The following is a 19,575-nucleotide window of genomic DNA, read 5'->3' on the forward strand; positions in this document are numbered from 1 at the left end:
CCGATGCTCGATGCCCCGGCGCGTGAAAGTCCGTGCGCTGCGCCCGGATTCGGGAGAATGGCGGAGCGCGATGACGCTTTTGCCCCGTTTTGATGACCATGCCGGGTCTGGCCGTATGACCGACGGCCACTGCCACGCCGGCTGCGGGCTGCGATCATGGCACGGTGTTTCCTCTGCTGAGCCTGACCATGTCTGTGATCTTCCGCCCTGCCCGTCCCCTGCTTGGCCTGGCCATCGTGCTGGCGCTGGCCGGCTGTGCCGCGTCTGCTGCCCGGCCGACCGCCGTCGAAGCCAACGTCACCACCAAGGCCGTGGGCTATCTGGACGCGCGCGCCGTACCGGCCAGCCTGGCCCTGGTTCCGGCGCCACCCACCGCGGGCTCGGCGGGCTTCGCCCTGGATGAACAGGTCAGCCGCGAAGCGCGTGCACTGCGCGGCAGCCCACGCTTCGCCCAGGCCACGCGGGATGCCGAACTGGGCTTTCCGGAAGGTGCCAACCAGTTCTCCTGCGCGGTCGACATCGATGTGGACGCGGTGAAGACGCCCGCGCTGTACCGCCTGCTGGAGCGCAGCCGGATCGACGCCAGTGCTGCCACCAAGGTCGCCAAGAACCACTACCAGCGCCCGCGCCCGTTCATGGTCAACGGCGAGCCGACCTGCACGCCGGATGATGAAGCGGGCCTGCGCAGCAACGGGTCCTATCCGTCCGGCCACACCTCGATCGGCTGGGCATGGGCCCTGATCCTGTCGGAGATCGCGCCGGATCGTGCCGATGCCATCCAGGCCCGCGGCCGCAACTACGGCGAGAGCCGCCTGGTGTGCAACGTGCACTGGCAGAGCGACATCCTCGAAGGCCGTTTCATGGGGGCTGCTGCCGTTGCCCGGCTGCATGACAATGCCGCGTTCCAGCGCGACCTGCTGGCGGCACGCAGCGAGATCGCCGCCGCGCGCAAGGCCGGCCTGCACTCCAGCCGCAACTGCACCGCCGAAGAGGCAGTGTTGAAGGTACGCCCGCAGAGCGCGCTGTAAGCGCGCGCGGCGCACAGGTGGCACCGGGCCACGCCCGGCGGACACCGAACGCGGAAGGGCCGGCATTGCGCCGGCCCTTCTGCATTGCCTCGCTACAGCGACCGCATCAGAACTTCGCGGTGAACTCCACGCCCCAGGTCCGCGGCTCGTTGAGGAAGCCGGTCAGGTTGTTGAAGTCGATCGCACCGACCACGCGGGTCTGGTTGGTGAGGTTGCGGCCGAACACCGCCACGTCGTACTGGCCGTACTCCCAGTTGTAGCCCAGGCGCAGGCCGCCTTCCAGCGAACTGCGGCTGCGGAACTCCGGCGACTCGTAGATGAAGAAGTTCACCGGGCTGCGGTAGGCCCAGTCGGTGTAGGCGTACAGCTCGCTGCCATCGGTGAGCGGGAAGCCCACGCGCAGGGTCATGTTGTGGATCCACTTCGGCGCCTGCGGCAGCGGATTGCCGTTGACCAGGGCGTAGGTGCCGCCGTTGATCACCGTGGTCGGATCGGTGATGGTGCAGCCACCGCCGCAGATCGCCACGGCCAGGTTCCCGTCCTTGATCTCGGTGTCGTTGTAGCTGCTGCCCAGGGTCAGCAGGACGTTGTCGGCCAGGTAGGCTTCCAGGTCCAGCTCCACACCCTGGCCGATGGTTTTGTCGGCGTTGAGCAGGGTGGCGGTATTGTTGCTGCCGCCGACCGCGATCAGCTGCTGGCCGTCGACGTCGTAGCGGAACACGCTGAAGCCCAGGCGGGCGCGGCGATCGAACAGGTCGGCCTTGATGCCGGCTTCGTACGAGATCACCTTCTCGGAATCGGCCTGCGACACGCCACCGAAGGCCAGACGGCCCTGGATCGACGGCGCGCGGAAGCCCTTGGCCACGCGCGCATACGCATTGACGTTGTCGGTCAGCTTGTACACACCGCTGACATCCCAGCTGACGTCATCGACGTCGGTGTTGGCCAGGTACGGCCCGCTCACCGGGGTGCCGCCGGGCACGGCCTGCAGCACGCGCGCGGTGAAGTCCTTCTTGTCCTGCGTGTAGCGCACGCCGGCGCGCAGCTTGAAGCGGTCGGTGACATCGAAGTCGCCCGATGCGAACACCGCCCACGCCTTGTTGCGCTGGCTCTGCACGGCATGGCCGGTCTGCGGATTGCCCGGCGTCAGCGAGTCGTAGTTGAAGCTGTCGATGGTGACGTCTTCATCGAAGTAGAAGACACCGGCCTGCCAGTCGAAGCGGCCCCACTCATTGGATTCCACGCGGAATTCCTGGGTCCACTGGCGGTGGTGCGGCAGGCCATCGGCCGATTCGGACGGGAACGGAATGAAGCCCGGGCCATAATTGCCGGCGCCGAGGAACGAAGCACCGTAGCCACCGTCGATATCGCCGCGGTTGAGCGATTCGGCAGTCTCGTAGCCGGTGATGGAGTGCAGGGTCACCGAGCCGAGGTTCCACTGCAGGCGCGCGCTGCCGCCCCAGGTTTCCAGGTCGGAGAAGTTCACGCCGTCGTTGGCCACCTTGTCGCGGTCGAAGTTCTCGACCAGCGCGTTGCTGCCCTTCTGGATGATGTTGGCGCGGAACAGGCGGGCGGTGCCGTTGAGCTTGCGCTTGTGCAGGTTGAACAGGGCCTCGAAATCGTCGCCCTCGTACAGGAACTGCACGCGGCCGGCGGCCTCGTCATAGCCTTCAAAACCACTGTTGGGCGCGCCGACGCGGGTGTTGTCGACCCAGTCGTCACGGCGCTGGTAGATCGCCGAAACGCGTGCCGACCAGCGGTCGGTCAGCGGGCCGCCGTAGGCGCCCTGCACGTTCCAGCTGTTGTAGCTGCCGTAGCCGACGCGGACGTAGCCATCGGCATCCTGCGACGGACGCGCCGAATCGAACTTGACCACGCCGGCCGGCGTGTTGCGGCCGAACAGGGTGCCCTGCGGCCCACGCAGCACTTCCACGTTGGCCAGGTCGAACAACGGGAAGCCCTTCAGCAGCGGGCTTTCCTGCACCACGTCGTCGTACACCAGCGAGACCGGCTGCGAGGCATTGAGGTCGAAGTCGGTGTTGCCGAGGCCGCGCATGTAGAAGCGCGGGAAGGCACGGCCATAGGACGATTCGATGTTGAGGCTGGGTACGCGCGCGGCCAGGAAGCGGATGTCGTCGCCGGCCGAGCCGAGCACATCAAGCTTCTCGCCCTGGATCGCGGTGATCGCGACCGGCACGTCCTTGGCATTCTCGACGCGGCGCTGGGCCGTCACCTGCAGGGTATCGAGCGCGACCGGATCCTTGGCGGCGGGGGTTTCCTGGGCGGCTGCAACCAGCGGCAGCAGGGCGGAGAGAGCGGCAACGAGGGGGCGCGCGACCGGAATACGGCCGCGGGAAGTGCGGGTCGGGGACATGGCGGTAGGCTGTGTTTGGAGGGGTGGTAAAACGGCGCTACCAGATAATTGTTGCAATACAGCACCTGCGCCGCAAATGGCCGCTGTTCATGGCGCGGTCGCGGGCCACCGGGGAGGGTCGCTAGACTCGGGCTTTCCCACCCCGACCCGGCGCACCGCCATGACCCAGTGGTACTTCCATTCCTCCGCCCAGGCCGACCGCATCGGGCCGCTCGATGACGAAGCCGCGCGCCGCTACGCGCAGGCCAACCCCCGCGCGCTGGCCTGGTGCCAGGGCATGAGCGGCTGGACCGCCATCGCCGAGGTGCCCGAGCTGCAGGCGCCCGCCCCGGGCATGCCCAACACGCCGCCACCCGTGCCGGGCGGGCCTGCGCGGGGCCGGGCCGACGACATCGACTTCCGCATCGTCGGCCATGAGATGCAGTTCGTGGAGATCGAGCTGGATCCCGGCGAGAGCGCCATCGCCGAAGCCGGCGCGCTGATGTTCAAGGACGCCTCGGTGCAGATGGATACGGTGTTCGGCGACGGCACGCACAGCGGCCAGGGCGGCGGCATCATGGACAAGCTGATGTCGGCCGGCAAACGCGTGCTGACCGGCGAGAGCCTGTTCGCCACGCTCTATACGCATACCGGGCAGGGCAAGGCCAAGGTCGCTTTCGCCGCGCCCTACCCCGGCACCGTGCTGGCCATGAAGCTGGACCAGCACGGCGGCCGCCTGGTCTGCCAGAAGGACAGCTTCCTGGCCGGGGCGCGCGGTGTGCAGATCGGCGTGCAGTTCCAGCGCAAGATCATGACCGGCCTGTTCGGCGGCGAAGGCTTCATCATGCAGAAGCTGGAAGGCGATGGCTGGGTGTTCATCCACGCCGGAGGCTGTGTGGTCGAGCGCGAACTGGCCGCCGGCGAGCGGCTGGACGTGGATACCGGCTGCGTGGTCGCCTACCACCCGACGGTGGACATGGACGTGCGCCGGGTCAGTGGCATCAAGAGCATGGTGTTTGGTGGCGAGGGTGTGTTCCTGGCAACCCTGACCGGACCGGGCAAGGTCTGGCTGCAATCGCTGCCGTTCTCGCGCCTGGCCGGCCGGATGTGGATGGCCGCGCCGCAGGGCGGTGGGCAGAACCGCGGCGAAGGCTCGGTGCTGGGCGGCATCGGCCGCATCCTCGACGGCGACAACCGGTTCTGATCACCCGCGCGTAGCGCCGGGCCATGCCCGGCGAGCGCAGCGGCCCTGAACTGCCCGCCAGGCCATGCCCGGCGCTATCCATGGCGGTCCATGAATAGGGCGTCGTCCTGCCCTGCCCGGCCCGCCGTGGCTTCGGTATGCTGGCGCCCTTCCCTGAATCCGGCGCCGCGAGCGCATTGCCGATGAGCCTGTTCCGTCCCCGCGTGCTGCTGTCCGTTGCCCTGCTTGGCCTGCTGGCCGGTTGCGGTGGCGATCCGGTGCGTCCGGCGCCGCCGCCGGCGCCGACCGTGGTGCCGCAGGCCAAGCCGGTGAAGATCGGCATCGCGCTGGGCGGCGGCGCGGCCAAGGGCTTTGCCCACATCGGCGTGATCAAGATGCTCGAGGCTAATGGCTTCGAGCCGGTGGTGGTGTCCGGCACCAGCGCCGGCAGTGTGGTCGGCGCGTTGTACGCCAGCGGCATGGATGCGTTCCAGATGCAGAGCCGGGCCGTCGCGCTGGATGAAGCCAGCATCCGCGACGTGCGCCTGTTCTCCGGCGGGCTGGTGCAGGGCCAGAAGCTGCAGGACTACGTCAACGAGCAGGTCGCCAACCGTCCGGCAGAGCGCCTGAAGAAGCCGTTCGCCGCCGTCTCCACCCAGCTCGAAACCGGCGAACGCGCGATCTTCGTGCGCGGCAATGTGGGCCAGGCCGTCCGTGCGTCCAGCAGCATCCCCGGCGTGTTCGAGCCGGTGAAGATCGGCGGACGCAACTACGTCGATGGCGGCGTGGTGAGCCCGGTGCCGGTCGATGCCGCGCGCCAGCTCGGTGCCGACTTCGTGATCGCCGTGGACATCTCCAGCAAGGCCAGTGGCAAGGCACCGACTGACATGCTCGGCATCGTCAACCAGTCGATCGCGATCATGGGCCAGCGCCTGGGCGAGCAGGAACTGGCCCGCGCCGACATCGTGATCCGCCCGCGCGTGCTGGATATCGGTGCGGCTGATTTCAGCCAGCGCGGGACCGCGATCCTGGAGGGGGAAAAGGCGGCGATGGCCGCGATGCCGCAGATCCGCGCGAAGATCCAGCAGCTGCAGAAGGCGCGCGCCGCCGCGCTGGTACCGCCACCGGTAGCCGCGCCGAAGTGCGAGGAGACCTCGCGGCTGGGCAGGCTGATGGGGCGCAAGGACAAGTGCTGAGCCCTCGCCCGCGCTGACCGGTGCTCAGGGTTCCAGCTGCGACAGTGGCAACGCCTGGAAGCCCTTCACCGTGCGCAGCACGAAGCTGGAATTGGCATCGGCCACGCCACCGGCATTGAGCAGGCGGTCCAGCAGGAAGCGCGAGAAGTGCTCGAGGTCGCGCACGTAGACGTGCAACAGGTAATCCATGTCGCCGGTGAGCGCATGGCAGGCCACCACTTCATCCCAGCCCTGCACGCTGTCCACGAAATGCGCGATGGCCGCCTGGTCGTGCTTTTCCAGTTGCACCCGCACGAACGCCTGCAGGCCCAGCCGCAGCTGCCGGGGTTCCAGGCGCGCGCCATAGCCGACGATCACACCCTCGCTCTCCAGCCGCTGCAGGCGGCGCAGGCAGGCGGAGGGGGAGAGGTTCACCCGGGCCGCGAGCTCGGCATTGGTGGCGCGACCATCCCGCTGGATTTCGGCCAGCAGGCGTATATCCGTGCGATCGAACTGGACTTCTCCGGCCATTGTTGCCCCGCAACATGGTGTGTACGCAAGGATATTGCGCCAGCAAGGTCATTCCGCGCAACTTTTGCAACCCTGTTGCGCCCGCCCTGCCCTAGCATCGTGGACATCCCTTCAAGGAGCGTCCCATGGATCCCGCCCAGCCCCGCCGCGTCGAACACCAGCAGACCGACAAGGGCTACGTGCCGGTGTACACCACCGCGCTCGTCGAGCAGCCGTGGGACACCTACAGCGCCGATGACCACGCGACGTGGAGCACGCTGTATCAGCGCCAGCGCGAGCTGCTGGTCGGCCGTGCGTGCCGGGAGTTCCTGGACGCACAGGACGAGATGGGCATGAGCGCGCACATGATTCCGCGCTTCGACCAGCTGAACGAAGTGCTCGGCGCAGCCACCGGCTGGACGCTGGTGGGCGTGGAGGGGCTGCTGCCGGAGCTGGACTTCTTCGACCACCTGGCCAACCGTCGCTTCCCGGTCACGTGGTGGATCCGTCGCCCCGACCAGATCGACTACATCGCCGAGCCGGACCTGTTCCACGATCTGTTCGGCCATGTGCCGCTGCTGATGAATCCGGTGTTTGCCGATTACATGGAGGCCTACGGCCGTGGCGGTGTCAAAGCCCACGCCATCGGCCCGGAGGCGCTGCAGAACCTCACGCGCCTGTACTGGTACACGGTGGAGTTCGGCCTGATCGATACCCCGGATGGCCTGCGCATCTACGGCGCCGGTATCGTCTCGTCAAAGGGCGAATCGCTGTACTCGCTGGAATCGGCCGCGCCCAACCGCATCGGCTTCAACCTGCAGCGCATCATGCGCACGCGCTACCGCATCGATACCTTCCAGAAGACCTACTTCGTTATCGACAGCTTCGAGCAGCTGATGCAGGCGACGTCGCCGGACTTCACCCCGATCTATGCCTCGCTGGCCGAGCAGCAGCACCTGCCGGCCGGTGACGTGCAGGCCGACGACCGTGTGTTCCAGAAGGGAACCGGCGAAGGCTGGGCCGACGGCGGCGACGTGTGATGCGGCAGGGGCATCCGTAAGGCCGGCTCCACGGGTCAGCGCGGGTATGCCAGCAGCAGCACCAGATCCTCGTCACCCACCTGCTGCAGTGCATGCGAACTGCCTTTGCGCGTCAGCAGGGCATCGCCTGCGCTGACGTCGTACTGCGTTCCGTCCAGCACGTAGCTGCCCTTCCCGCTGACGATGTAGTAGATCTCGTCCTTGTGCTGCGGATGCAGGCCGATGCCTGCACCCTTGTGCAGTACGCGCTTGCGCAGCACGAACGGCAGGTCCTTCTCTCCGGCGAAGAACGGATAGGCCGTGGTCGGCCCGGCGCCACCATGCGGGCCGGGCTGGCGGATGGCGATGTCATGCTCATGGACCACGCGCGAGGGCTGCGCCGGTTGCCCGCCCTGCCCCGCCGCCGCGCCCACGTCACAGTCGATGTCGCGCACGAGTGCATCTTCCAGCCCCGGCTGCAGCACCCTCCACTCGCGCAGCACCAGGCAGGCAACGGCGTTGGCGCCGGCCACACTGAAGTGGGTGCCGTCGGCCTTGCCCTGCTCGGGCACGAACAGGAAGTAGGGGCGTGCACCCTGCTCGCCCAGCGCGCGTATCCAGCGCGTGCTGCGGTCGTTGAGTTCGATCAGGGCAACGCGCTCGCGCGCGGCCAGCTGCTGCATCGCCCGCGTGTAACGCGCATGTGTGTCCAGCAGCGAACCGAAGTCATACAGCAGCCGCGCCACCGGCGTGACCAGCACCGGCGTGGCGCCCTTGTCGCGCGCCACCTGCACGTAACGCATCAGCAGGCGCGGATAGTCGCTGTCCGGATCGGTATAGCGCGTGGGATCTTCGAACTTGGCGTCGTTATGGCCGAACTGGATCAGCAGCACGTCGCCACGGCGCAGCTCGGTGGCGATCGCATCCAAGCGGCCTTCATCGATGAAGCTGCGCGTGCTGCGGCCTCCCCGGGCGTGGTTGCGCACTTCGAACCGCGCCGGATCGAGGTAGCTCTGCAGGGCCTGGCCCCAGCCCGCCTGCGGCGCGCGCTCGGGACCGTACTCGGCCGCGGTGGAGTCACCTGCGATGAACACCCGCACCGGCGCCGCCTGCGCGGTGGTGCACGACAGCAGCAACAACAGCAACAGCCTTCGCATCGCGGCACTCCTGTAGAGCCGAGCCATGCTCGGCTGTTTTTCGATCAGAGCGCGACAGCCGAGCATGGGCTCGGCTCTACAGACTGGTGTGCCTCAGCGCGCCAACCAGCCACCATCGACCGGCAGCACGGCGCCGTTGATGTAATCCGATGCGCTGGATGCCAGGAACACCGCCGCGCCGGCCAGATCCTCCGGTGTGCCCCAACGGCCGGCCGGAATGCGATCCAGGATCGCCTTGTTGCGGTCGGCATCGGCACGTAGGGCCGCCGTGTTGTCCGTGGCCATGTAGCCCGGCGCGATCGCGTTGATGTTGACGCCCTTGCCGGCCCATTCGTTGGCCAGCAGGCGGGTGATGCCGGCGATGCCACTCTTGCTGGCGGTGTACGACGGCACCCGGATGCCGCCCTGGAACGACAGCATCGAGGCGATGTTGATGATCTTGCCGCTGCCCTGGGCGATGAAATGACGGCCCGCCGCCTGCGAGATGAAGAACGCCGACTTGATGTTGACGTTCATCACGTCATCCCAGTCCTGTTCGCTGAACTCCACCGCGTCGGCGCGGCGGATCAGGCCGGCATTGTTGACCAGGATATCCAGGCCACCCAGTCCCTCGATGGTTTCGCGCACCACGCGCTCGACCGGCTCGATGCTGATCAGGTTGGCTTCCACCGCCAGGCAGCGTCGGCCGAGCGCGGTGATCTTCTCGATGGTTTCGGTGGGCGGCGCGATGCCGGCCACGGCGACATCGGCGCCGGCGGTGGCCAGCGCAACCGCGATACCTTGGCCCAGACCGGTATTACCACCGGTTACCAGAGCGACTTTGCCTTCCAGGCTGAAGGGATTGGCCATTGCGTGTGCGTTCCTTGGTAGAGGTGTGCGTGATGCAGGCGAACGGCCACCGGCACGCGTGCGCGGCGGCCAGGCAGGACTTACTTGAGCTGGCAGATGTCCAGCACGTGCATGTCGGTGTAATCCAGGTTCTCGCCGCCCATCGCCCAGATGAAGGCGTAATTGCTGGTACCGGCACCCATGTGGATCGACCACGGCGGCGATACCACGGCTTCGTTGTTCTGGATGACGATGTGGCGCTGCGCGTCCGGTTCGCCCATGAAGTGGTACACGCGGTCGTTGTCGCCCAGGTCGAAGTAGAAATAGACCTCGCTGCGGCGGTCATGCAGGTGCGGCGGCATGGTGTTCCACACGCTGCCGGGCTTGAGCACGGTCAGGCCCAGCAGCAGCTGCGAGGACTGGCAGGTGGCCGGCACGATGTACTGGTAGATGGTGCGCTCGTTGCTGGTCTCCAGCGCGCCGCGGTCCAGCGCTACCGCGTCCTTGATCGACAGCTGCTTGGTTTCAAAGCGCGCATGGGCCGGGGTCGAGGCCAGGTAGAACTGAGCCGGGTTGGCGGCGTCCTGCGAGGCGAACACGACGTCCTTGCTGCCCATCGCCACGTACAGGCCATCCTTCGGGCCCAGCGTGTAGACGGTGCCGTCGACGGTGACCGTACCGGTACCGCTGCCGACGTTGATCACGCCCAGCTCGCGACGCTCCAGGAACGGATGGCCGGCGGCCGACGCCGGGTCGGTCTGCACCGGCAGCGCCAGCGGCGCATCCAGGGGCGCCGCGCCACCGAGTACGAAGCGCTCGTAGTGGGTGTACTTCAGCGTCACCTGGCCGGGGTTGAACAGGCCGTCGAGCAGGTACAGCTCGCGCAGCTGGTCGTTGCTGGCGCCCTTGATGGCGTCGGGATGGGTGGCGTAGTGGGTCTTGCAGTACATGGCATCTCCAGAGCAGGGGGCGGGCCGATCATTCGGCCCCGGCACGGTTCAGGGGGATTTTAGCGACGTTGGTAACCGGTGTCATTTTGCGCCGCACGATAGCGCTCAACGGTCGCGGCAAGGTGAGGCGGCTTCAACGGAGTCGCAGGCAGGCCTGCGGGCTACCGGACTGATCCCCGCCGGATCAGTCCTCCGGCGGCTGGCAGGAGTCGCGCACGATCAGGTGCGGGCGCACGCTGGCGATCTGCAGCGCCGGTTGGCCGTCGGGCTGGATCAGCATCGCCGCAGCGGTGCGGCCGGTATCGCGGGTATGGCGCCGTACCGAGGTCAGCGACGGCCACAGGCGCGAGGCCAGCGGGCTGTCGTCGTAGCCGATGATGGACAGCTGGCGCGGGATGTTGATGCCTGCACGCAGCGCCACCTTGTAGATGCCCGCCGCCATTTCATCGTTCCCGGTGAAGATCGCGGTCGGCCGGCGCTTGCCCAGCAGCAGCTTCTCGGCGGCGGCCACACCCGATTCAAAGGTGTAGCCCGCCTCGATGATGCGGTCCTTGGGCAGCTCGATGCCACGCTGCGACAGCGCATCGATGAAGCCGGCGGTACGCTCGTGCGCCGAACGATAGGCGCTGGGCCCGGTCACCAGGGCGATGTCGCGGTGGCCCAGCGAGAGCAGGTAGTCGGCGGCTTCGGCGGCGCCGTCACGATCGTGGGTGACCACCATCTGCGAACTCTCGTCCAGCGGCAGCGCAGCCACGCGGGTGAAGCGGCAGCCGATCTCATCCAGCATGTCCGCCAGCGCCTGGTCCTCGGAGGCACGCGGCACCAGGATCACCCCATGCAGCTTCTGCTGCTGCACGAAGCGGCGCACGCCGTCGATGTAGCCCGGGCTGCGGCTGTCGCAGGGGTGCACGACCAGCTCGAAGCTGGAACCGCGCAGCGCGTCGAGTGCACCGTACTGCATGTCCACGATGTACTGGGCGGTGGGGTTGTCGTAGACCATGCCGATCAGGAAGGATCGACGGAAGGCCAGGCCGCGCGCCAGCGGATCGGGCGTATAGCCCACCTCGCGCATCAGGGCTTCTACCTTGTCGCGCGTGTCCTTGCGCACCAGCGGTGAGTTGTTGATGATCCTTGAAACCGTTTTCTTGGACACTCCGGACAGTCGCGCGATGTCGTTGATCGTGGCTGCCTTGCCTTTGGCCAATGCCGGCGTGGCGGCATCATTCTTGTTGCGCACTGACATGTAATGGACCAGGTAAGTCGGGGGATTTCCGGCCGCGCACTCAGTCCAGCGCGCGGTAGCGGAAGCTGCGGAAGGTCACCGCACCGTCACCGGCAGCGTACAGCGCCGGCTTCAGGGCGAGAAACTTACCAGCCACATTGTGATGGTAACCCGAGGTTTCCATCTGAACCGGGTACTTCTGCCAGGTCCGGCCGTCGCTGCTGGTATGGAAGGTGACGATATGGCGGTTGTTGGTGACGCGCAGCCAGAGCCGCCCGCCGCGCTCGCTGGGCGCAAGCCGGGCAGGGCGTTCCTCGCCGTAACGGTGCATGATGAACTGCTCGCCGTTGCTGCCCACGCCCACATAAAGACGGTCGCTGTAGAACAGCAGCGCGCCCCCGACTGCGCCCGGCGCTACCTCCAGCTCCACCTCGAACTGGTAGGCCGGATCGCCGGCGATGGTGGTCAGCGGAGACGCATCGCGCGGCGCACTGCCCTTGCCCTGCATCACCAGCCCATCGCCGCTGAAGCGCAGGCGCTCGTATTCGTCACTGCCCGGGTTGAAGAACGCCCACTGTGGCCCGAGCCTGCCGCCGCGGAAATCATCCGAAAGCGCCATGCCGTGCGGTGCCAGGCCGCTTCCGGAAGGCTTGCGCAGCGGTTGGCCGAGGTCACCGCCCCTGGCCACGAACCAGCCATCGTCCGTCCACTCGATCGGGTCCAGCAGGGTCTGCCGGCCCAGGGTCCAGAAGCCGTTCTCATACCCGTGGTACATCATCCACCAGCGACCGTCGGTGCCTTCGATCACTGTCGCGTGGCCTCGTGACCACCACGGCTCGGACGCCGACTGCGTGCGCGTGATCGGATTGTTCGGTGCGTTCTGCCAGGGCCCATGGATGGAGCGCGAGCGCGCAGTGATCACCATGTGCCCGGTGGGTGGGCCGGCGGTGCCTCCCACGGCGGTGGTCATGTAGTACCAGCCCTCGCGGAAGTGGATCTTCGGTCCTTCCTGCGCATAGGCTTCCACATCCCAGCTCTGCGGATAGCGCCAGCCGTCGTAGACATGCTTCGGTGTGCCGACCACGCTCAGCCCGTCATCGGCCAGCTGCACATAGTCGCCTCCGCTGAGAAACAGGTAGCGCTTGCCGTCCTCGCCCACCGCATGGCCGGGGTCGATGTAGCCGCCCAGGCCGATGTCGATCGGATCGCTCCACGGCCCGCGGATGTCATCGGCCCACACCACGAAGTTGCTGCGGTGTTCGCCGGTCCGGGCCGGGAAGTAGATGAAGTAGCGACCCTGGTGCTTGACGATGTCCGGTGCCCAGATCGCACCCACGTTGCGGGTGATGGCATGACCCAGCGGCTGCCAGTTGACCAGGTCCCGCGAATGCCAGATCGGCAGGCCGGGATAGGCGTCGAAGGAGGACAGGGTCAGGTAGTAGTCCTGTCCGTCCTTCAGTACCGACGGATCGGGGCGGTCGCCGGCCAGCACCGGGTTCAGGTAGGTGCCGTCGCCGAGATCGGCCTGGCGCTGGTTCTCCAGCCCACGTGCCCAGGTCGGTGAGGCCGGGCCGGAGGCCAGCGCCGGAAGCGCGGCCAGAAGCAGGCTGGCCAGGGCCACGGCAGGGATGCGGCGAAGCGGACGGTGCATGGCAGCGGTCTCCGGCTCAGCTGCGCAGCGTGGCCGGTAGCCACAGCGACAGGGCAGGGAAGAAGGTGACCACCAGCAGCACGCCCAGCGCAGCGAACCAGAACGGCCAGATGGTACGCATGCTCTGGCCCACGCTGATCTTGCCGATGGCGGTACCGATGAACAGCACCGAGCCCACCGGCGGTGTCACCAGGCCCAGGCCGCCGGTCAGCACCAGCACCAGCCCGAAGTGGATCGGATCGATGCCGTACGCGCGCGCCACCGGCAGGAAGATCGGCGTGCAGATCAGGATCATCGGTGCCAGGTCCATGAAGGTTCCCAGCAGCAACAGCATCACCACGATCATCAGCAGCACCATGAACTGGCTGTGCGCGAAGGACTGCAGGAAATCCACCGCCGCCGCCGGCACCTGCAGGTAGGCCAGCAGCCAGCCGAATACCGCAGCGGTGGCGATCACGAACAGGATCACGCCGGTGCTGCGTGCGGCGTGGACGACCGTGGCGAAGAACTCGCGCCAGCGCAGTTGCCGGTACAGCACCGTAGTCACCAGCAGTGCGTACACCACGGCGATCGCCGCGCTTTCCACCGCAGTGAAGATGCCAGCGCGGATGCCAACGAAGATCAGCGCGACCAGACCGAGGCCGGGCAGGGCGGAGATCATCCGCAGCATCACCGCGCGCCAGCCCGGGAACACCTCCACGCCATAGCCGCGGCGGCGCGCGACGACGTAGCCGGTGATCATCAATGCCAGCGTCATCAGCAGTGCCGGAACGATGCCGGCCGCGAATAGATCGGCGATCGAGAGGCCGCCACCGGCTGCGGCCGAGAACAGGATCAGGTTGTGCGAGGGCGGAACCAGCAGCGCGACCAGGGCGGCGGTGATGCTGACATTGACGGCGAAATCGCGGTCATAGCCGCGCTTGACCATCTGCGGAATCATCGTGCCACCCACCGCCGAGACATCCGCGATGGCCGAGCCGGAGACGCCGCCGAAGAACAGCGAGGACAGGATCGAAACCTGGCCCAGGCCGCCACGCAGGCGCCCCACCAGCGAGGACGCCAGCGCGATCAGGCGCTCGGAGATGCCGCCGCGCATCATGATCTCGCCAGCGAAGATGAACAGTGGAATGGCGATCAGCGATGCGGACCCGGTGCCTGCCGAAATCTGCTGGACCAGCACGATGGACGGGATGTCCAGGTAGAGCAGGGTGGCAAGGGCGGCCGCAGCCAGCGCGTAGGCCACCGGCACGCCCAGCAGCAGGAACACCGCGAACACCGAGAACAGAATGGCGATACCCATGGATCAACGATCTCCTTCAGCGTCATCGGCGGCAGCGTCTGCCGGCGGGGACTGCGTGGCCTTCCACGCACGGTTCAGCGCGAACACCACCATCAGCACGCCGCCCAGCGCCAGCGGCAGGTAGTTGATGCTCTGCGGAAGCTCGGCACCGGCGGTCTTGATGTCCAGGCCGTCGAGAAGAAGCTCGGCCGACCACACTGCGATGAACGCGCCCAGCACGGCCACCACCAGTTGCACCAGCACGTCCACAGCGCGGCGCAGCGCCGGCGCCATGTAGGCATGCAGCAGGAAGAAGCCGAAGTGGCGGTTGGTGTGCACGCCACAGGCCGCGCCCAGGCTCATCGCGGTGCTGAGCAGCAGCAGGGTCACCGGTTCGGTCCAGCTCGGGGAATCGTTGATCACATAGCGCGCGAAGACCTGCCAGCCCTGCACCACCACCAGCCCCAGCAGGGCCGCCACGGCGGTGTAGATGGCAATGTCGGCGACGCGGTCCAGCAGGCGCTGCCCGGGGCCGGGTGGGGAAAATGTCGTCGTTTCGGTCATGGCTGTGTCCTCAGGCTGCACCGCGGATGCGATCGACCAGCGCGGCGATTTCCGCGTGCTGCAGGTACTGCTGCAGCAGGGGCTGCGCGGCGGCGCGGAACGCCGGCATGTCGACCTCGTTGGCCTTCACGCCGTACGCCAGCACCGCGCGTCGTGCCGCATCCTCGGAGGCATCCCACTGGTCGCGCATCACCTTCACCGACGCACGTGCGGTCTCCAGCAGCAGCTGGCGGTCATCCGGCTGCAGCCGCTCGAAACTGGCGCGTGACATCAGCAGCACGTCCGGTGCATAGGAGTGATCGCTCTGCGACCAGTAGTGCGCAGCCTCGAAGTGACGGCTGGAGTGGAAGCTGCGCATGTTGTTCTCGGCACCGTCGATCATGTGCGTCTCCATGCCGGAGAACGTATCGCCCAGCGACATCGGCGTCGGGTTGGCGCCGAGCAGCCGCATCAGCTGGATGAAGATGTCCGATGATGCGACGCGCAGCTTCAGTCCGTGCAGGTCACCGGGCTGCGTGATCGGATGCCGGGTGTTGTAGAAGCAGCGCGCACCGGAATCGTAGATGGCCAGGCCGACCAGGTCGCGGCGTTCGAAGCCGCGCAGCACGGCATCGGCCACGCCGCCATCAAGCGCTGCCCGCTGATGCGCCACCGATTCGAACACGTAGGGCAGGCACAGCGCCTGGGTCAGCGGAAACGCGTTGTTCAGCGCGCCCGCATAGACACGGGTGATGTCGATGGCGCCGAAGCGGGCCATGTCGATCGCTTCGGACTCGCGGCCGAGCTGGCCCGAGTGGTACTGGCGCAGACGCAGGCGTCCCTGGGTCTCACGCTGCAGGGTCTCGCCGATCCACTTCACCGCTGTCACGGTGGGGTAATCGGCCACGTGCACATCGGTCGCCGTCAGCAGTTGGCCGCCGGCTGCGTCAGGGCCCGGCCCGCGGCCACAGGCGGCGAGCAGGGGAGTGGCAAGTGCAGTGGCGCCACCGGCCAGGAAATGTCGTCGTGTGATCATCTGCGCCCTCCCGCGCGTGTTCACTGGTTCGTGCCGCGGCTTACCCGGCCGGCACGGCCCTGCAGGCAATCTCGCCGAAGCCGGCGAAGCGCACCAGCGCCGTTTGTCCTGCCTGGATGTCGTGGATGCCGGTCGCATTGCCGGTGGCGATCAGGTCGCCACGCCGCAGGGGCCGGCCGCGAAGCGCGGAACGGGACAACGCGAACGCGTACGCTGCGCGCAGGCCACCGGGCAGGCGGCTCGCGCCGCCGACCCCGACCACTTCACCCTCGATCAGGGTCTCGGCGCGCAACGCCGACTCATCGAGGGACGTCCAGTTGCCGATCTCCGGCCCCAGCACGAGGCCGTTGTTGTTGCCGAAGTCGGATACCACCACGCGCGGGCCCAGCTCGTTGATCGTTGCCAGCGGGCTGCTGGCAACCTCGACACCGAGGTACAGGCGGGCCGGCAACGCTTCAGCCTGTTCCGGCGACCAGTGCAGCTGGTCGGCGGGGGCATCCTCCAGCAGTTCCAGCACGTACTCGGCCTCGATCGCGGCGAAACCGCCGACGAACACCGGAACATCCGTTGTTCCACCGGTAGCATTTTTGAGTTGAGGCTTGAAGATCGGGCCCAGCAGCCGTTCGTCCCCGGACGCATCGCGGCGTTCGGCAGCGATGTAGCCGACCTTCCAGCCGACCACCGGCTGGTTCCAGCGGGCGATGGCCAGGTCCTGGACCTGGTAGGCCGCGACCAGGTCCGCCGGGATGTCGCCCGGGAACGCCTCCAGTGCCTGGCCCGCAAGGCGTGCGGTGGTGAAGGCCTGGGCAATCGCGACCGCATCGGCCGGCGGCGTGTGCCCATGTGTGCCGTGTTCGTTGCTCAAGAACGTCTCCCTCTGGCGTTGTTGCGCTGCCTATCGACAGCGTCTGCAGGACGTGTATATGGTAAACCGGTGTCATCACGCAAGCGGCAGCGCATCACGCCGTCTTTGCCGACGCCGCCAGCGCCCTGTCCTGTCCTGTTGGAGCCCCGTCAGTCATGCGTCTGCCCATCGTGTTGCTGTGCCTGTCCCTGCTGCTGCCGGCGGCGCCCGCCTGCGCGGTCGACACGTCGTTGCGCGAAGGCGAGCGTGTGGCCCAGGCGTTGCCCGGCGAGCAGCTGCCGTTGTGGCCGGCAGGCGCAGTGCCGGGCGAAACCGGCCCCGCACGTCCGACGCGGGTGGTCGAGCGCAGTGCGGACCCTGCACGCCCGGACCGCTACGCCGACCAGATCGACGCGCCCTCTCTGCAGGTGTACACACCCGCCCGGCCGAACGGCCGGGCCCTGCTGGTGATCCCCGGCGGCGGCTACCAGCGGGTGGTGATCGACAAGGAGGGCAGCGCGCTGGTTCCGTTCTGGGTGGACGGCGCCGGCTACACCCTGTTCGTCCTGCGCTACCGCCTGCCGCAGCCGGGGCGCGACCGCCAGGCCGCGCTCGCCGACGCGCAGCGCGCGCTGCGGGTGGTGCGCGACCAGGCGCGACGGCGCGGGCTGGACGCGAACGACGTGGCGGTGATGGGCTTCTCGGCGGGCGGCCACGTCGCGGCGCGGCTGGCCACCGGCTTCGACATCGCCGTCCATCCCGCACGGGATGACCTCGACCGGCTGAGCGCCCGCCCGAGCCGTGCCGTGCTGGTCTACCCGGTGATCGACATGGGCGCGCATGCGCACAGCGGCTCGCGCGCCCGCCTGCTGGGTGAGCATCCGGGGACCTCGCTGCAGGCAGACTATTCGATGCAGCAGCGCGTACGTGGCGACATGCCGCCGACGCTGCTGGTCCACGCCGCCGACGACGCCGTGGTGTCGGTGCACAACAGTGAACTCATGGCGCAGGCACTGGCGGGTGCGGGTGTCGAGCACGAACTGCACGTCTTCGCCCATGGCGGCCACGGCTTTGGCATGGACATCCCCGCGCGGTCGACGCTGGCACTCTGGCCGCTGCTCGCGCAACGCTGGCTGGGCCCTGCGGAGGACGCGCGATGAACGATGCGCCGGCCGACCTGCAGCGTCGGCGGTTCCTGCGCGACAGCGCCCGCTGGGCGCTGGCCACCGCGTCCGCTACGGCTGCCTTCACCGCATTGCCAACGCTGGCCAGCGTGCCGGGTGTCCGCGACGACCGCCTGCCATTGGCCCGGGTCCGTGGCGGACGTGTGCGTGGCCAGCGCGAGCACGGGGTACTGGTGTTCCGTGGGCTTCGCTATGGTGCCGATACCGCTCGCCACCGCTTCCAGCCGCCGCGGCATGAAGCTGCCTGGCGCGGCATCGCCGATGCACTGGAGTACGGTCCGGGCGCACCGCAGGGCGGCAGTGAAGGGCCCGGCAGCGAGGACTGCCTGTTCCTCAATGTGTGGACGCCCGCGCTCGGCGACGATGGACGCAGGCCGGTGCTGGTGTACGTTCACGGCGGTGGATTCAACAACGGGTCCGGCAGTGATCCGCTGTACGACGGCGCTGCGCTGTGCCGCCGCGGCGATGTGGTGGTGGTCACCCTCAATCATCGCCTCAACACGTTTGGCTATCTCTACCTGGGGGCGTTGGGCGATCCGCGCTACGCCGCCTCGGGCAACGTCGGCCAGCTCGACCTGGTACAGGCGCTGCAGTGGGTGCGGCAGCACGCGGCGGTCTTCGGTGGCGACGCGGCGAACATCACGGTGTTCGGGCAGTCCGGCGGGGGCGCCAAGATCGCCACGCTGATGGCGATGCCGGCGGCCCGAGGGCTGTTCCAGCGCGCGTGGACGATGAGTGGCCAGCAGGTCACCGCTGCCGGACCGCGCGCGGCCGCGCAGCGGGCTGCGATCGCGATGCAGGCCGTCGCTGCACGAGACGTGCAGGCACTGCTGGACCTGCCGGTCGACGTGCTGCTGGAAGCCACCCGTGCGCGTGATCCCTCGCGCGTGGAAAGCACGTCGCTGTACTTCGGCCCGGTGCTGGACGATGTGGTGCTGCCGGTGCATCCGTTCTGGCCACAGGCGCCGCAGCAGTCGGCGGCGATTCCGATGGTGATCGGCAACACCCGCGACGAGACCCGCGCGTTCCTCGGCAACGATCCCGCCAACTTCGCCCTGACCTGGGAAACACTGCCGGCACAGCTCGAACGACAGCAGTTCGTCGATCTGCGGCCGGAGACCGTGATCGCCGAGTATCGCCGCCTGTATCCGCACTACACGCCGTCCGAAGTGTTTTTTGCTGCAACCACGGCTGGCCGCAGCTGGCGCGGAGCGGTGGAGGAACTGGAAGCGCGGGCGCGCCAGCCCGCGGGTGCAGCACCGACCTGGGCGTACCAGCTGGATTGGGGGTCGCCGGTGGAGGAGGGGCGCCTGCGTGCTTTCCATACGCTGGACATCCCGCTGGTCTTTGACAACGCAGGGCTGCCGGGCGCGCGCACCGGGGGGGGCGATGATGCGCGTGCGCTGGCGGCGACCATGAGCGAGGCCTTGATCGCCTTCGCCCGCAGCGGCGACCCCAATCACGCCGGATTGTCGCAATGGGCCCCTTATACGCTGCCGCAACGGCGGACAATGCTGTTCGATCGCACCAGTCGCGCGGTTGACGATCCGCGCGCAGGCGAGCGCGCGCTCTACGAAAAAGTGCCTTTCGTGCAGCGCGGCACGCAGTGATGA

Annotated in this window: 17 protein-coding genes; 6 read left to right on the forward strand and 11 right to left on the reverse strand. The window is 67.8% G+C overall.

What is annotated here, in order from left to right; all coding sequences use genetic code 11:
* Positions 1-188 precede the first annotated feature (188 nt).
* Positions 189-1,028: an acid phosphatase gene (locus AC06FB_RS09475; RefSeq protein WP_478053619.1), complete on the forward strand. Its 840-nt coding sequence runs from the start codon at positions 189-191 to the stop codon at positions 1,026-1,028.
* A gap of 106 nt (positions 1,029-1,134) precedes the next feature.
* On the opposite strand, the gene AC06FB_RS09480 is transcribed toward AC06FB_RS09475, so the two are convergent.
* Entirely contained in the window at positions 1,135-3,402 is a 2,268-nt protein-coding gene (locus tag AC06FB_RS09480; protein ID WP_478053620.1) for a TonB-dependent receptor, read from the reverse strand.
* 160 nt (positions 3,403-3,562) lie between these two features.
* On the opposite strand from AC06FB_RS09480, the gene AC06FB_RS09485 reads away from it, so the two are divergent.
* Together AC06FB_RS09485 and AC06FB_RS09490 are read left to right on the forward strand one after the other, a co-directional pair.
* Entirely contained in the window at positions 3,563-4,585 is a 1,023-nt protein-coding gene (locus tag AC06FB_RS09485) for a TIGR00266 family protein (RefSeq protein ID WP_053516031.1), read from the forward strand.
* 182 nt (positions 4,586-4,767) lie between these two features.
* Positions 4,768-5,760 carry a patatin-like phospholipase family protein gene (locus AC06FB_RS09490; RefSeq protein ID WP_478053621.1) on the forward strand — a complete coding sequence of 331 codons (993 nt, stop codon included), beginning with the start codon at positions 4,768-4,770 and terminating at the stop codon, positions 5,758-5,760.
* Between the two features lie 24 nt (positions 5,761-5,784).
* Here AC06FB_RS09490 and AC06FB_RS09495 read toward each other — a convergent pair whose 3' ends face one another.
* A complete protein-coding gene (locus AC06FB_RS09495; RefSeq protein ID WP_053516027.1) occupies positions 5,785-6,270 on the reverse strand; it encodes an Lrp/AsnC family transcriptional regulator in 486 nt (161 codons plus the stop codon).
* A gap of 125 nt (positions 6,271-6,395) precedes the next feature.
* Here AC06FB_RS09495 and phhA point away from each other — a divergent pair, with 125 nt between their 5' ends.
* A complete protein-coding gene (gene phhA, locus AC06FB_RS09500) occupies positions 6,396-7,289 on the forward strand; it encodes a phenylalanine 4-monooxygenase (RefSeq protein ID WP_445393956.1) in 894 nt (297 codons plus the stop codon).
* A 35-nt stretch (positions 7,290-7,324) separates the two neighbouring features.
* On the opposite strand, the gene AC06FB_RS09505 is transcribed toward phhA, so the two are convergent.
* The 9 genes from AC06FB_RS09505 to AC06FB_RS09545 form a co-directional block, all read right to left on the reverse strand.
* Positions 7,325-8,425 carry a GDSL-type esterase/lipase family protein gene (locus AC06FB_RS09505; RefSeq protein ID WP_197600178.1) on the reverse strand — a complete coding sequence of 367 codons (1,101 nt, stop codon included), beginning with the start codon at positions 8,423-8,425 and terminating at the stop codon, positions 7,325-7,327.
* A gap of 93 nt (positions 8,426-8,518) precedes the next feature.
* On the reverse strand, positions 8,519-9,274 hold the full coding sequence (kduD, locus tag AC06FB_RS09510) for a 2-dehydro-3-deoxy-D-gluconate 5-dehydrogenase KduD (RefSeq protein WP_053516021.1): 756 nt from the start codon (positions 9,272-9,274) through the stop codon (positions 8,519-8,521).
* An 80-nt stretch (positions 9,275-9,354) separates the two neighbouring features.
* Complete coding sequence (gene kduI / locus AC06FB_RS09515) at positions 9,355-10,203, reverse strand: 5-dehydro-4-deoxy-D-glucuronate isomerase (protein ID WP_197572129.1); 849 nt, start codon at positions 10,201-10,203, stop codon at positions 9,355-9,357.
* Positions 10,204-10,387: 184 nt separating this feature from the next.
* On the reverse strand, positions 10,388-11,446 hold the full coding sequence (locus AC06FB_RS09520; RefSeq protein WP_053516017.1) for a LacI family DNA-binding transcriptional regulator: 1,059 nt from the start codon (positions 11,444-11,446) through the stop codon (positions 10,388-10,390).
* A 40-nt stretch (positions 11,447-11,486) separates the two neighbouring features.
* Entirely contained in the window at positions 11,487-13,076 is a 1,590-nt protein-coding gene (locus AC06FB_RS09525) for a family 43 glycosylhydrolase (RefSeq protein ID WP_263176690.1), read from the reverse strand.
* Positions 13,077-13,092: 16 nt separating this feature from the next.
* Positions 13,093-14,376: a TRAP transporter large permease gene (locus tag AC06FB_RS09530; protein WP_053516013.1), complete on the reverse strand. Its 1,284-nt coding sequence runs from the start codon at positions 14,374-14,376 to the stop codon at positions 13,093-13,095.
* Positions 14,377-14,379: 3 nt separating this feature from the next.
* Positions 14,380-14,919 carry a TRAP transporter small permease gene (locus AC06FB_RS09535; protein WP_478053622.1) on the reverse strand — a complete coding sequence of 180 codons (540 nt, stop codon included), beginning with the start codon at positions 14,917-14,919 and terminating at the stop codon, positions 14,380-14,382.
* Between the two features lie 10 nt (positions 14,920-14,929).
* Positions 14,930-15,934, reverse strand: coding sequence for a TRAP transporter substrate-binding protein (locus AC06FB_RS09540; RefSeq protein WP_065182105.1), 1,005 nt, complete (start codon positions 15,932-15,934; stop codon positions 14,930-14,932).
* Between the two features lie 40 nt (positions 15,935-15,974).
* Positions 15,975-16,799: a 2-keto-4-pentenoate hydratase gene (locus AC06FB_RS09545; protein ID WP_478053623.1), complete on the reverse strand. Its 825-nt coding sequence runs from the start codon at positions 16,797-16,799 to the stop codon at positions 15,975-15,977.
* A gap of 155 nt (positions 16,800-16,954) precedes the next feature.
* Between AC06FB_RS09545 and AC06FB_RS09550 the strand changes: the two genes are divergently transcribed.
* Positions 16,955-17,938, forward strand: a complete 984-nt coding sequence (locus tag AC06FB_RS09550; RefSeq protein ID WP_478053624.1) for an alpha/beta hydrolase — start codon at positions 16,955-16,957, stop codon at positions 17,936-17,938.
* Entirely contained in the window at positions 17,935-19,572 is a 1,638-nt protein-coding gene (locus tag AC06FB_RS09555) for a carboxylesterase/lipase family protein (protein ID WP_478053625.1), read from the forward strand. Before AC06FB_RS09550 ends, AC06FB_RS09555 begins: the two co-directional genes overlap by 4 nt.
* Positions 19,573-19,575: the final 3 nt, after the last annotated feature.

It is taken from the genome of Stenotrophomonas sp. Steno-C15 (assembly GCF_056393265.1).